This window comes from Williamsia sp., assembly GCF_016462415.1.
In the GTDB taxonomy this organism is placed as follows: Bacteria; Actinomycetota; Actinomycetes; order Mycobacteriales; family Mycobacteriaceae; genus Williamsia_A.
Genome location: NZ_JAEMTF010000039.1, coordinates 24480 through 38380, shown reverse-complemented (window position 1 = coordinate 38380; position 13901 = coordinate 24480). Strand labels below are relative to the sequence as shown.

14 protein-coding genes are annotated in these 13901 nt (G+C 67.5%); 7 read left to right on the top strand and 7 right to left on the bottom strand.

From position 1 onward, the window contains the following. Together JHC79_RS11680 and JHC79_RS11675 are read left to right on the top strand one after the other, a co-directional pair. A partial coding sequence (locus tag JHC79_RS11680; protein WP_296390856.1) for a DEDD exonuclease domain-containing protein occupies positions 1-1221 on the top strand: 1221 nt, incomplete at its 5' end. A gap of 57 nt (positions 1222-1278) precedes the next feature. Further along, positions 1279-1554, top strand: coding sequence for an Lrp/AsnC ligand binding domain-containing protein (locus JHC79_RS11675; protein WP_296390853.1), 276 nt, complete (start codon positions 1279-1281; stop codon positions 1552-1554). Positions 1555-1579: 25 nt separating this feature from the next. Here the strand turns inward: JHC79_RS11675 and trpD are convergent, their stop codons facing one another. Then, positions 1580-2641, bottom strand: coding sequence for an anthranilate phosphoribosyltransferase (gene trpD, locus JHC79_RS11670; protein ID WP_296390852.1), 1062 nt, complete (start codon positions 2639-2641; stop codon positions 1580-1582). Between the two features lie 72 nt (positions 2642-2713). Continuing rightward, a complete protein-coding gene (locus JHC79_RS11665) occupies positions 2714-3211 on the bottom strand; it encodes a hypothetical protein (RefSeq protein WP_296390850.1) in 498 nt (165 codons plus the stop codon). A gap of 80 nt (positions 3212-3291) precedes the next feature. Between JHC79_RS11665 and JHC79_RS11660 the strand changes: the two genes are divergently transcribed. The 4 genes from JHC79_RS11660 to JHC79_RS11645 all read left to right on the top strand — a co-directional run bounded on the left by JHC79_RS11660 (position 3292) and on the right by JHC79_RS11645 (position 7745). Next, positions 3292-3903 (top strand): heme-copper oxidase subunit III, encoded by a 612-nt coding sequence (locus tag JHC79_RS11660; protein WP_296390848.1) that lies wholly within the window; start codon positions 3292-3294, stop codon positions 3901-3903. Positions 3904-3970: 67 nt separating this feature from the next. After that, positions 3971-4891 (top strand): cytochrome c, encoded by a 921-nt coding sequence (locus JHC79_RS11655; RefSeq protein ID WP_296390846.1) that lies wholly within the window; start codon positions 3971-3973, stop codon positions 4889-4891. Positions 4892-4932: 41 nt separating this feature from the next. Continuing rightward, entirely contained in the window at positions 4933-6123 is a 1191-nt protein-coding gene (locus JHC79_RS11650) for a ubiquinol-cytochrome c reductase iron-sulfur subunit (protein ID WP_296390859.1), read from the top strand. After that, positions 6120-7745 carry a cytochrome bc complex cytochrome b subunit gene (locus JHC79_RS11645; protein WP_296390845.1) on the top strand — a complete coding sequence of 542 codons (1626 nt, stop codon included), beginning with the start codon at positions 6120-6122 and terminating at the stop codon, positions 7743-7745. Before JHC79_RS11650 ends, JHC79_RS11645 begins: the two co-directional genes overlap by 4 nt. 164 nt (positions 7746-7909) lie before the next feature. On the opposite strand, the gene JHC79_RS11640 is transcribed toward JHC79_RS11645, so the two are convergent. Genes JHC79_RS11640 through JHC79_RS11630 form a run of 3 tightly spaced genes read right to left on the bottom strand, consistent with a single transcriptional unit; the run spans position 7910 to position 9994 of the window. Then, positions 7910-8473: a GNAT family N-acetyltransferase gene (locus JHC79_RS11640; protein ID WP_296390844.1), complete on the bottom strand. Its 564-nt coding sequence runs from the start codon at positions 8471-8473 to the stop codon at positions 7910-7912. A gap of 25 nt (positions 8474-8498) precedes the next feature. Then, a complete protein-coding gene (locus JHC79_RS11635) occupies positions 8499-8915 on the bottom strand; it encodes a cytochrome c oxidase subunit 4 (protein ID WP_296390842.1) in 417 nt (138 codons plus the stop codon). Further along, complete coding sequence (locus JHC79_RS11630) at positions 8912-9994, bottom strand: cytochrome c oxidase subunit II (protein WP_296390858.1); 1083 nt, start codon at positions 9992-9994, stop codon at positions 8912-8914. Before JHC79_RS11630 ends, JHC79_RS11635 begins: the two co-directional genes overlap by 4 nt. Positions 9995-10322: 328 nt before the next feature. Between JHC79_RS11630 and asnB the strand changes: the two genes are divergently transcribed. Further along, entirely contained in the window at positions 10323-12251 is a 1929-nt protein-coding gene (asnB, locus tag JHC79_RS11625; RefSeq protein ID WP_296390840.1) for an asparagine synthase (glutamine-hydrolyzing), read from the top strand. Between the two features lie 66 nt (positions 12252-12317). Here asnB and JHC79_RS11620 read toward each other — a convergent pair whose 3' ends face one another. Beyond that, positions 12318-13292 carry a carbohydrate kinase family protein gene (locus JHC79_RS11620; RefSeq protein WP_296390838.1) on the bottom strand — a complete coding sequence of 325 codons (975 nt, stop codon included), beginning with the start codon at positions 13290-13292 and terminating at the stop codon, positions 12318-12320. Between the two features lie 171 nt (positions 13293-13463). Next, on the bottom strand, positions 13464-13841 hold the full coding sequence (locus tag JHC79_RS11615) for an iron-sulfur cluster assembly accessory protein (protein WP_188490099.1): 378 nt from the start codon (positions 13839-13841) through the stop codon (positions 13464-13466). Positions 13842-13901 lie beyond the last annotated feature (60 nt).

Sequence of the window (13901 nt, the reverse complement as noted above, 5' to 3'; positions counted from 1 at the left end):
GACGACGCCCGCGCGACCGTGGAGGTCATGCACGCGCTGTTCGAGAGGGTGGGAAACCTCGGGGTGCACAGCTACCGGGAACTGATCGACTTCCTGCCGGGGCTGAGCACCGCGCAGCGTGCCAAACGCCAGATGACCGACCACCTGCCCACCCGCCCCGGCGTATATCTGTTCCGCGGTCCGTCCGGCGAGGTCCTCTACGTCGGCACCGCCGTCGACCTCCGACGCCGCACGCGGCAGTACTTCACCGGCTCGGAGACCCGTGCCCGGATGCGCGAGATGGTGACGTTGGCGGTGTCGATCGATCACGTCGAATGCGCCCATCGCCTCGAGGCCGGCGTGCGGGAACTGCGGATGCTCGCCGCGCACGCCCCGGCCTACAACCGTCGGTCGAAGTCCCCGCACCGGGGCTGGTGGGTCTGTCTCACCGAGGAGCCGTTCCCCCGCCTCAAGGTCAGCCAGACCCCGACGACGGTCGCCGTCGGCCCCATCCGTGTCCGTTCAGACGCCGCCGCGGTGGCCGACCTCATCGCCGCCGTCACCCGGCTGCGGTCGTGCACGCGTCGACTCTCCTCGAGCGCGGCGCACACCTGCACCGTCACCGCCGACGGCCGACGGCCGGTCGGCGGCTGTCACGCGGCGTCGGACACGCCGGTCGACGCCGCGGCCTACACCCCGGCCGTGGAGCGGGCCGCTGCCCTGATGACCGGTGTCGACGACGCACCGCTGCGAACCGTCCTCGACCGACTGCAGACGTTGGCCTCGGCCGAGATGTTCGAGACCGCCGCGCGGCTGCGCGATCGCCTCGCGGCCACGCTCTCCGGGCTGGAACGGTGCCAGCGACTGACCGCGCTGTGCCGGATATCGGAGCTCGTCGCGGCGCGACCCGACGGCTGCGGCGGGTGGGAACTCGCGGTGATCCGCCACGGTCGGCTCGCCAGCGCGGGGGTGGCGACGCGGGGGGTCGCACCCATGCAGGTGGCACAGTCGTTGACGCTCGCCGCGGAGACCGTGGTCCCCGGGCCGGGGCCGCTGCGCGGTGCCGCGGCCGAGGAGGCCGCGCTCGTCTACGCCTGGCTCGTCACCCCGGGATCTCGGATCGTCTGCAGCACAGCACCGTTCATGCTCCCCGTCGCTGCCGCGGCACGGTGGGGTGATTGGCGGGCGACCGTGGCGACCGCCCATGCCCGCTCGCGCGAGCTGGTGGCTCTCGCCGGCTGAGCGACCGGCTGGTCCGGTCGCGCTCTCGAGACCGGGCGTCGCGCATACAGTGGCCGCATGATCACGGCCATCGTTCTCATCACCGCCGACGTGCACACCATTCCCGAGACGGCCCAGGCGATCGCCGACGTCGACGGGGTCCGCGAGGTCTACTCCTGCGCGGGGGACGTGGATCTGATCGCCACGATCGCCGTCCGCGACCACGAACAGATCGCCGACGTCGTCACCGGCACGATCAATCGGATCGAGGGCGTGCGGCACACGGCCACACACATCGCGTTCAAGACCTACTCGAGTGCCGACATCGAGGACGGCTTCTCCATCGGCGAGTGACCCGCCGTCCGCCCAGCGCGGGGCACTAGGCCGTGATGCGCACCCAGCGATCGAGGACCGCGGTCGCTGCACCGGAATCGATCGCCTCGGCGACACGGGTGATCGCCGCGGCGAACCGCGCGTAGAGGTCCTCGTCGAACGCGTTCGCGTCGAGGTCGACCGACGCATCGCCTGCGAGGTCGTAGGCGACGATCGCGCCGGCCGCGTTGAGCAGCACCGCATCGCGCACCGGACCGGTCGCACCCGCGAAGGTCTCGCGGGCCACGCGTGCGTTGAACACCGCGTCGCCACCGGTCAGCGCGCCCGGCGGGCACAGCGACAGGCCCACGCGGGTGGGGTCGAAGGACATCGCGCGGACGGTGCCCCCGTGTGCCAGCCACACCGACGACGTCGTCGTCATCGTCAGCTCGTCGAGACCGTCGTCACCGCGGACCACCAGCACCGAGTTGCCGCGCTCGGCGAACGCGTCGGCGATCACCGGTGCGAGGTCGGCGAACGCACACCCGACGAGCCCGCTGCGCGGCTGCGCCGGGTTCGTCAGCGGCCCGAGGACGTTGAACACCGTCGGGATGCCGATCTCCTTGCGCGGCGCCCCGGCGAACCGCAGCGCCGGGTGATAGACCGGCGCGAAACAGAAACCGATCCCCGCCTGCGCCACCGACCGCGCCACGTCCTCCGCACCGAGGCCGATGGCCACGCCCAATTCCTCGAGCACATCGGCGCCGCCGCTGCGCGAGGACGCGGAACGGTTGCCGTGCTTGATCACCGGCACGCCGGCCGCGGCGACGACCACCGAGCTCATCGTGGAGATGTTGACGGTGTTGGACCGGTCCCCGCCGGTACCGACGATGTCGACCGCGTGCCGCTCGAGGCGTACCCGCACCGCGTGCCCCAGCATCGAGGCGGCGAGACCGTTGAGCTCGGCGGCCACCGGGCCCTTCATCTTCATGGCGACGCCGAAGGCTGCGATCTGAGCCGGGGTCGCGTTGTCGGACATGATCTCGTTCATCACCCAGCGGGCGTCGTCGGCCGAGAGATCCCGCCCGTCGACGAGTGTGCCAAGGATGTTCGGCCAGGTCGCGTCCATGGGAGTGCAGCGTATTCGTACGCGAGCGGGGTCGGACATCCGACTGCCCGCGTCGTACCGGCCCCGACGCGCTCAGTGCGGCGGTCGCTGCAGGACCTGCCAGCCGAGAACCGTGCCGTCGTGGCGGGCACCGAGCCCGGCCATCCGGGAACGTTCCTGCGAGCAGTGCAGGGCGTCGACGAGCTGTGGTCTGGCCAACCCCAGGAGTGTGTGTTCGCCCACCCCGGCAGCGCTCGTTCCCGACACGCCCGGGCCCTGCGCGACCTCGGCCACACCCGAGACGTCGACCTGTTCGTAGCCGTCCTGGGCGGCGGTGGCGACGGCCTCGCCGACACGGCCCTCCGGGACGGCCAGGATGTGCCGCACCACGGCCTGCTCGGCACTGCGCCACTGCGAGTCCTCCAACACCGCTGAGCTGGCCGCGGAGTCGTCGAAGCTCTGCGCCACGACGATCAGATCGGGGTCGGTGGCGGTCAGCTCGGCGTCTGCCGCACCACCGCCTCCGAGGCGTCCGAGCAGGCGTCGCACGCGGCCCGTCGGGACCTCGTGTCCGTTGAGGTCTCGCGTCATGACCTGGCCTCTCATTTCCGTCGGAACTTTTTCCCGACCCGAGTAGTCATCAGATACTACGAACCGTCATACTTCATTTTGTGACTAGCGCTGCAGGTACCTCGGGCACAGCCATCACCTCGAGGGTGCACTCACTGAACCGTCCCAACATGGTCAGTGTCGGCACCATCGTCTGGCTGTCCAGTGAGCTCATGTTCTTTGCGGGATTGTTCGCGATGTACTTCGTGGCACGAGCGAACTCGGGCGGCAACTGGCCCCCGGAGCCGACGGAGTTGAACCTCTTCCTCGCCATCCCGGTGACGGCCGTCCTCATCCTGTCGTCGGTGACCTGCCAGCTGGGCGTCTTCGCCGCCGAGCGCGGTGACGTCTTCGGTCTCCGTCGGTGGTACATCCTCACCTTCATCATGGGCGCGTTCTTCGTCGCCGGTCAGGGTTACGAGTACCACTCGCTGGTCGAGGAGGGCACGACGCTCTCGTCCAGCGCCTACGGCTCCGTGTTCTACATGGCGACCGGCTTCCACGGCCTGCACGTCATCGGCGGTCTCGTGGCGTTCGTCTTCCTGCTGATCCGCACCAGGCTCAGCAAGTTCACGCCGGCCCAGGCCACCGCGGCGATCGTGGTGTCGTACTACTGGCACTTCGTCGACATCGTGTGGGTCGGCCTGTTCGCCACCATCTACTTCATCCGGTGACCGAACCCACCGCAGCCCGGTGGACCAGGTCACCAGCTCCAATCAGCAACCACCAGAGAGAGCAGAGATGAGTTCTTCTCCCCCGCCCGTGCAGGCGGACGACTCGGCCGACCGGACCGGCGTCGAGACCGCGCGGACCGACCCCAAGCGGGCGAAATCCCGTCGCAAGCTGCGCAGGCGCGCCACCGGCGCCCTGCTCCTGCTCGCGGGCCTGCTCGTCGCGGGAGGACTCGCGACCGTCATCACGCCGTCGCCCCAGGTGGCCACGGCCGATGCGCAGACCAACGCCGCCCTGATCCAGGACGGCAAGAAGCTCTACGAGACCTCGTGCATCACCTGCCACGGGCGCAACCTCGACGGCGTCCAGGATCGTGGCCCGTCGCTGGTCGGCGTCGGCGACGCATCGGTGTACTTCCAGGTCTCGTCGGGCCGCATGCCCGCCGTCCGCGGTGAGGCCCAGGCCGCCCGTAAGCCTCCGAAGTTCACCGAGGCGCAGACCGACCAGCTCGGCGCCTACGTGCAGTCCGTCGGCGGCGGCCCCTCGGTGGTCTACGAACACAACACCGACGGCACCGTGAAGATGGAGGACGGCTACCCGGTCAAGGCACAGGGTGAGCTCCGTGGATCCGACATCGGACGCGGCAGCGAGCTGTTCCGTCTGAACTGCGCCTCGTGCCACAACTTCACCGGTCGTGGCGGAGCGCTGTCCTCCGGCAAGTACGCGCCCACCCTGGACCCGGCCAACGAGCAGCAGATCTACACGGCCATGCTCACCGGCCCGCAGAACATGCCCAAGTTCTCGGATCGGCAGCTGACCGAGAACGAGAAGAAGGACATCATCGGCTACGTCAAGTACGCCAGTGAGACCAAGCCCCAGGGCGGCTACGCGCTCGGCGGCTTCGGACCGGTGTCCGAGGGCATGGCCATGTGGGTTGTCGGTGTCATTGCGGTTGTCGCCGCAGCGATGTGGATTGGATCGCGATCATGACTGACGCGCAGAAGCCGTCGGGTTCCGACGATGATGAGAAGATGACCCCCGAGAAGGCCGAGGGGACTCACAACCCGCCGTCGTACACCCGTGACGAGCTCGACAAGATGAGCAACGACGACCTGGTCAAGCTCGGTACGAATCTCGACGGCGTCGAGATCATCTACCGTCGCGACCGGTTCGCCGAGGCCGGCACGAAGGCCGAGAAGCGCGCCGAGCGGTCGGTTGCGTTCTGGTTCGCCCTCGCGGGCATCCTGGCCGTCGCATGCTTCGTGATCTTCCTCTTCAACCACTGGGAGTTCGTCCTCCCGGACGGCAAGAACTACTTCCTCTACACCCTGAACACGCCGCTGCTCGGCATCACCTTCGGTGGATCGATCCTCGCGGTCGGCATCGGCCTGGTGCAGTTCACGAAGAAGTTCATCCCCGAGGAGATCTCGGTCCAGGATCGCCACGACGGCGGCTCCAACGACCTCGACAAGGCCACCACCGTGGCCCTGCTGAACAACGCGGGCGCCACGTCGACCATCGCGCGGCGCAAGCTGATCATCGGCTCGGCCGCCTTCGGTGTCGGCGCCTTCGCCCTCACCGGTGTGGTCGCGCTGCTCGGCGGCATCATCAAGAACCCGTGGGCCCAGGGCAAGGACTCCGTCCTGTGGCACACCGGTTGGTCCCCGATCTACAACGACCCCAAGTCGCCCAACGAGACGGTCTTCATCCGCCGCGACACCGGCGACCCGAGCCAGGTCGTCCTGGTCCGGCCCGAGGATCTCGACGCCGGCGCGATGGAGACGGTCTTCCCGTGGCGCCTCTCCGACGGCTTCGGAGAGACCGAGGAGTCGCGGGAGAAGCTGCACGCCGGTCTGCGGCTGGTCCGTAACCCGGTCATGTTGATCCGCCTGCGCCCGACCGACACCGCCAAGGTGATCAAGCGCAAGGGCCAGGAGAGCTTCAACTACGGCGACTACTTCGCGTACACGAAGGTGTGCTCGCACCTCGGGTGCCCGACCTCGCTCTACGAGCAGCAGACGAACCGGATTCTCTGCCCGTGCCACCAGAGCCAGTTCAACGCCCTGGAGTACGGCAAGCCGATCTTCGGACCGGCGGCACGCGCACTGGCGCAGTTGCCGATTACGGTGAACAATCAGGGATACATGGTTGCAGCAGGTGACTACATCGAGCCCGTCGGCCCCGCTTTCTGGGAGCGCGGCCAAGGTAAGGACAAGCCATGAGTGCTATCGCGGATCGCGCAGCGGTCCAAGCAGAGGGAGTCGACTCCCGCTATCACCTGGCCGCAGGCATGCGACGCCAGATCAACAAGGTCTTCCCGACGCACTGGTCGTTCCTGCTCGGTGAGATCGCTCTCTACAGCTTCGTCATCCTGCTGATCTCGGGTGTCTACCTCACCCTGTTCTTCGATCCGTCGATGGCCGAGGTCACCTACCAGGGCTCGTACCAGCCGCTCAACGGCGTGGAGATGAGCAAGGCCTACGCGACCGCGCTCGACATCTCGTTCGACGTCCGCGGCGGTCTGTTCGTCCGTCAGATCCACCACTGGGCGGCGCTGCTGTTCGCCGCGTCGATCATCGTGCACATGGCGCGCATCTTCTTCACCGGCGCGTTCCGTCGACCGCGTGAGGCCAACTGGGTCATCGGCTGCCTGCTCCTGCTGCTGGCGATGTTCGAGGGCTTCTTCGGTTACTCGCTGCCCGACGACCTGCTCTCCGGTACCGGCGTGCGCGCCGCGATGTCGGGCATCGTCATGGGTATCCCGGTGGTCGGCACCTGGGTCCACTGGGCCCTGTTCGGTGGCGACTTCCCCGGCGAGATCATCATCCCGCGGCTCTACATCCTGCACGTGCTGCTGTTCCCCGGGATCATCCTCGCGCTGATCGGCGCCCACCTGGCGCTGGTCTGGTACCAGAAGCACACCCAGTTCCCCGGCCCCGGCCGCACCGAGAAGAACGTCGTGGGTGTCCGCATCCTCCCGGTCTTCGCGGTCAAGTCCGGCGCGTTCTTCGCCGTCACGTTCGGCATCCTCGCGATCATGTCCGGCGTGTTCCAGATCAACCCGATCTGGGTGCTCGGTCCGTACAACCCCGCACACGTCTCGGCCGGTTCCCAGCCCGACATCTACATGATGTGGACCGACGGTCTGGCCCGACTGATGCCGGCGTGGGAGATCTACTTCGGCAACTCGTACACGATCCCCGCGATCTTCTGGGTCGTCGCCATCATCGGTGTGATCATCACCGCGATGATCGCCTACCCGTGGATCGAGAAGCGGCTCACCGGCGACGACGCGCATCACAACCTGCTGCAGCGTCCGCGTGACGTCCCGGTCCGTACCGCGATCGGCGCGATGGCCTTCGCCTTCTACATCGTGCTCACGCTGTCGTGCATGAACGACATCATCGCGCTGAAGTTCCACATCTCGCTCAACGCGACGACGTGGATGGGTCGCATCGGTCTGATCATCCTGCCGCCGCTGGCGTACTTCATCGCCTACCGCTGGGCACTCGCATTGCAGCGCAGTGACCGCGCGGTCCTCGAGCACGGCATCGAGACCGGCATCATGAAGCGTCTCCCCCAGGGCGAGTACGTCGAGGTCCACCAGCCGCTCGGCCCCGTCGACGATCACGGACACCCGATCCCGCTCCCGTACCAGGGCGCGGCGCTCCCCAAGCGCATGAACAAGCTGGGATCGGCCGGTTCGCCCGGCACCGGGTCGCTCATGATCGCCGATCCGCCGGAGGAGCAGAAGCGCAACGTGGAGCTCGAGCGCGAGGCGCACGCCCAGGAGCACGAGGCCATCTCGAATCTCCAGGCAAAGGGCGGCAAGATGCTCGAGTAGCCATCGCCACTCGGCTCGAACACAACGGCCGGCGAACCCACACGGGTTCGCCGGCCGTTCTGTGTCGGCTCCTCCCCTCCCCCACCGTCACCATTCCCACCGTCGAGTGGGCGGTTACGGACACCGAGTGGGCGGCTACGGACGACGAGTGGGCGGTTACGGACTCACCAGGGGTCGCCGCGGCGTGCATCCGCCGTCATAGACGCCCTGAGATCGACGCTGCCCGACTCGACGGCGGGACCGAAGACCATCACCGCCCCGGCGTCATCGGGCGTCGCGGTCGACCTGTCGGGTCCCGCGACGAACAGTGGCCCGTTCCAGGTCTGCCAACCACGTCCGCGGTAGAGCGGCAGACCGGCCGAGCTGGCCGCCAGTGCACCGAAGTCGTACGCCCCTGCGATGACCTCCTCGACCGAGGCCATCAGCAGGCCACCGATTCCCTGTCGCTGCGCATCCGCGGACACCGCCACGGCCTCCACGTAGCCGACACGGTGCACACGAGGGCCCACGTGGAGCTGTCGCTGGACAACGGCCGCGTGCCCGACGACGGCGTCGGGGAGGCGGCAGATGACGTGCAGGCCCCCGAGAGCGTGGTCCCAGTCGTCATCGGTGAAGTCCTGGTCGAACGCAGCCGTCAGCATCGCGCGGATCTCGGCGCGCTGCGGGATCCCGAGGTCCGCGGTGTGGACACGAGAAAGGGCAGGTGCTCGCGCACCTGCCCTTGTCATCGTGTGGATCGAGAAATGTGTGGTGTCAGTGCTTCTCCGCGCCCACGTGGTATTCGAACACGAGACCACCGACGGCCGAGACGATGGCCACCGCACCCACGGCCACCAGCCAGAACTGGCTCATCGCCATGGCGACGGCGAGAATCGCGGCGCCTCCGGCGATCAGGATGGGCCACCAGCTGCCGGGGCTGAAGAAGCCGAGCTCGCCTGCGCCGTCCTCGATCTCCGCCTCCTCGTAGTCCTCGGGGCGGATGTCGACGCGGCGTGCGACGAACCGGAAGTACGTGCCGATGATCAGCGTCAAACCGCCGGTCATCACGATGCCGGTCAGACCGACCCACTCCACGTTCTTGCTCGACAGTCCGGTGCAGACGCCGTACAGGATCGCCGCGCCGAAGAAGAAGATCGTCAGGATCTCGAAGAGTCGGGCTTCGATCTTCACTGGAGGGCTCCTACCGTGCAGCCGGGCAATGAGGTGTTGCTGGTGTCACCGTTGCTCGTCGGGCCGTTGGACCCGTCCGTGCTGCGACGGGTGTCGAACGGATGTGTCGTCACCGAGACGGGCGTCTCACAGATGCTCTGCAGCGCCTGCGCGTTCGTCGCGTTCGGGTTCGACGCCCGGTAGGTGATGTAGGAGTTGAACTTCTCCTTGCTCACCGCCCGCACCTCGAAGTTCATCATCGAGTGGTACGTGCCACACATCTCCGCACATCGCCCGACGAAGGCACCGGTCTTGTCGATCGAGCTGACCTGCCACCGGTTGTCGGTGTGGTTCTGCTTCGGGAACGGCATGACGTCGCGCTTGAACAGGAACTCGGGCACCCAGAACGAGTGGATGACGTCGGCCGACGCCTGCTCGAACTCGATGCGCTCACCGACCGGTAGGACCAGGACCGGGATCTCGTCGGACGTGCCGACGGTCTCGATGCGGTCGAACTTGAGGTAGTTGCGGATGTCGTCGTCACGACCGTTGGCCGGCAACGGCTTCTCTTCGCCCTCTTCGTTGAGCTCGGCGCGCTGGATCTCGTACGGGCTGCCGTTGCGCTCGAAACCGTCGTACTTGGAGCCGTCGGACATGTCGACGGTGCGGTAACCGAACTTCCAGTTCCACTGGAATGCGGTGACATCCACCACGACGGCCGGATCGGCCTTCTTCGTCTCGACGCTGTTCTGCACGATGATCGTGAAGTAGAACAGCACCGCGATGATCACGAACGGGATCGCCGTGTAGGTCAGCTCCAGCGGCACGTTGTAGGCCGTCTGGCGGGGGAACTCGTCCTCCTGGCTGAGCTTGCCGGTGCCCTTGCGGCGGTGGAACGAGATGGTCCAGAACGTCAGGGCCCAGACGATCACGCCCATCAGCAGAGCCGCGATCACCGACCACGTCCACAGATGCCGCATGTCCTCGGCCTCGGGCGTGACGCCCTCGGGCCAGCCGAAACGCATTGCCTCCGAGGCGCTGCACCCCGACATCAGGAGCGCACCGAGCCCGAGAACGAGCAGTGCCGAGACCCTCTTCAGTCGTCTCCGGCTGCTGCCGGACGTCGCTGCTCGGGGCCGTCCACCGTGTGTCACTGTCACGCCTTCCCGCCTGTCATTTCACGCAGTTCCCAGCGCTGCCGCCGAGTCGGGAAAAGCCCCTACTCCAAGCGCACAGCCCAGTACTACGCAGCGTAGACCAAGTCGGTCGGAGTTTCGTGATCGGGGTTTGCACACGCGCGAGCTCACCCGCGCCGACACCGGGACGGGCCCGCGGTGCGGCATACTCGACGACGTCCGAGCCGTCCGGCGGCCACGTCCGGTGCCGTCGGATCACCCCTGGCTCGGTGGTCGAATCGAGGCAAAACGCGTGTGTGGTCTGCTGGGCCTGCTGACAAGTGATTCATCGGCTGCCTCTGCCCGTGAGCTGGTCGCCGCCGCGTCGCATTGCATGCGCCACCGGGGTCCGGACGAGCCGGGCGGCACCTGGAGCGACGCCGACGTCGCGTTCGGGTTCAACCGCTTGGCGTTCATCGACATCGAGCACTCCCACCAGCCGTTGCGCTGGGGTCCCCCGGAGTCGCCCGACCGCTACGCCATGGTGTTCAACGGCGAGATCTACAACTACCTCGAGCTGCGCGCCCAGCTCACCGCCGACGAGGGCGCGGTCTTCCGCACCGAGGGCGACGGCGAGGCCATCGTGGCGGCGTTCCACTACTGGGGCGCCGATTCGGTCGCACGTCTGCGCGGCATGTTCGCCTTCGCGATCTGGGACACCGAGAAGCGCAGTCTCTTCCTGGCCCGCGACCCCTTCGGCATCAAGCCGCTGTTCATCGCCACCGGCCCGCGCGGCACCGTGTTCGGCAGCGAGAAGAAGAGCCTGCTGGAGCTGCTCGGTCGCGTCGGCCTCGGCGAGCGTCTCGACGACCGCGCCATCGAGCACTACACGGTCCTGCAGTACGTCCCCGAGCCCGAGACGCTGCACACCGACATCACCCGGCTCGAGTCCGGTACGCACGCCACCCTGACGCCCGGGTCACGTCCGCAGACCCACCGGTACTTCACCCCGCAGTTCGAGAGCAGGCCCTTCGCGGTCGGTGGTGAGCAGGCCCGCTATGACGAGATCGCCGAGGCACTCTCGGATTCGGTGGCCAAGCACATGCGCGCCGACGTCACCGTCGGATCGTTCCTGTCCGGCGGCATCGACTCCACGGCCATCGCGGCGCTGGCCATCCGGCACAACCCCGACCTGATCACGTTCACCACCGGATTCGAGCGGCAGGGGTATTCCGAGGTCGACGTCGCGGCCGAGTCCGCCGCGGCCATCGGTGCGCGCCACGTCGTCAAGGTCGTCGGACCGGCCGAGTTCGCCGCCTCGATCCCCGAGATCGTCTGGTACCTCGACGATCCCGTCGCCGATCCGGCCCTGGTACCGCTGTACTTCGTGGCCAAGGAGGCACGGAAGCACGTCAAGGTCGTGCTGTCCGGCGAGGGCGCCGACGAGCTGTTCGGCGGCTACACGATCTACAAGGAGCCGCTGTCGCTGCGACCGTTCGAGCGACTCCCCGCCGGACTGCGGTCCGCCGCAGGCCGATTGTCTGAACGCATCCCGGAGGGAACGCGCGGCAAGAGCCTCCTGCACCGAGGGTCGATGCCGCTCGAGGAGCGGTACTACGGCAACGCACGCAGCTTCGACGACGCACGTCTGCGGTCGGTGCTGCGCAGCTACCGGCCGGAGTGGACGCACACCGATGTCACCGCCGACATCTACGCGACCACGCGCGGCTGGGATCCCGTCGCGCGGATGCAGCACATCGACCTGTTCACGTGGCTGCGGGGCGACATCCTCGTCAAGGCCGACAAGATCACCATGGCCAACTCGCTGGAACTGCGCGTTCCGTTCCTCGATCCCGAGGTGTTCGAGGTCGCGCGCCGGCTACCCACCGACCAGAAGATCTCGCACGGGACCACCAAGTACGCGCTGCGCAAGGCGCTCGAGCAGATCGTCCCGGCGCATGTGCTGCACCGCAAGAAGCTGGGTTTCCCGGTGCCGCTGCGGCATTGGCTCGCCGGGACCGAGCTGTACGACTGGGCGCGCGAGACCGTGACGGCGTCGCAGACCGATCACATCTTCAACCGGGCGGCGGTGTTCAACATGCTCGACGAGCACCGGGCGGGCACGGTCGACAACAGTCGGCGGCTCTGGACGATCCTCGTGTTCATGGTGTGGCACGCCATCTTCGTCGAGAAGACGTTGGTGCCCGACATCTCCGACCACACCTACCCCGTCAAGCTGTAGCTCCGAGACGAAAAAGCCGGCCGATGCTTCCACATCGGCCGGCTTTTTCGTGGTCTGCAGAGGAGATCAGGCGACGACAGCACCGATCTCGGCGGCGGCGTCGGCACCGTAGGCATCGGAGATGCGCGCGAGCGCGGACTCCCGGTCCCAGGTCCAGTCCTGCGGGGCGACGGTCTCGAGGACGAGAACGGCGACCAACGAACCCAACTGCGCACTGCGCTCGTGGCTCAGACCGGCGGCGTTGCCGACCAGGAAGCCCGCCCGGAAGCCGTCACCGACACCGGTGGGGTCGACCTTCTTGGTCTCCGGCACCACGGGCACGTGCACGCGGTTGCCGTCACGGTCGATGATCTCGGCGCCGCCCGCACCCAGGGTGGTGACGCGCAGTTCGACCTTCGCGGCGACCTCCTCGGCCGTCAGTCCGGTCTTCTGCTGCAGCAGGCCCCACTCGTACTCGTTGGTGAACAGGTACTTCGCGCCCTCGATGAGGGTGCGGATCTGCTCGCCGTCGAGCAGCGCGAGCTGCTGTGACGGGTCGGCGGCGAAGGGGACGCCGAGATCGCGGCAGGCCTGGCTGTGGCGAACCATCGCCTCGGGATCGTCGGCGCCGATCAGGACGAGCTCGGGCTGACCCACCTCGTCGGACAGGTCCGAGAGGGAGATCTGTCGCGCCTCGGCCATCGCACCGACGTAGAAGCTGGCGAGCTGCGCCATGTCGTCGTCGGTGGTGCACATGAAGCGGGCGGAGTGTGCGGTGCGCGACACCCGGACGCCACTGCAGTCGACGCCGTTGCTCTCGAGCCACGTGCGGTACTCGTCGAAGTCGGTGCCCACGGCGCCGACGAGAAGCGGCGATGCGCCCAGGACGCCCATCCCGTAGGAGATGTTCGCCGCGACGCCGCCGCGCCGGATGACGAGTTCCTCGACGAGGAAGCTCAAGGAGATGTGGTTGAGGTGTTCGGCGAGCAGCTGCTCGGAGAACTTGCCCTTGAACCGCATCAGGTGGTCGGTCGCGATCGATCCGCAAATGGCGATTGCCACGGCAGTCAAACCCTTTCGTCTGGGTACATTCCTCGCGCGGCCACGGGCGTCAAGCCCCCCGGTCACGCCAATCCGCGCTCAACGCTACTTCACGACTGTGGCCCACCTCGCTTCCGAGGTGGGCCACAGGCGGTGGTGCAGGTCGGCCGCCACGGGCCGACTACCGGTAGATCAGTTGAACGAGTCTCCGCAGGCGCAGCTGCCGGTCGCGTTCGGGTTGTCGATCGTGAAGCCCTGCTTCTCGATCGTGTCGACGAAGTCGATCTGCGCGCCCTGGACGTACGGCGAGCTCATGCGATCGACCGCGAGCTTCACGCCGCCGAAGTCGGACACGACGTCGCCGTCGAGGCTGCGGTCGTCGAAGAAGAGCTGGTAACGCAGACCGGCACAGCCACCGGGCTGGACGGCGATACGCAGGGACAGGTCGTCACGACCCTCCTGGTCGAGCAGGGCCTTGGCCTTCGATGCGGCCGCATCGGTCAGAACGATGCCGCCGGTAGCGGGCTCGGTGGCGGTGTGCGCGTGCTCAACCTGGTTCTCAACGGTCATTGCGGGATCTCCTCGGTCTGCAGACTGTGGATGACGGAGTGTCTCGACATCCGTACGTCG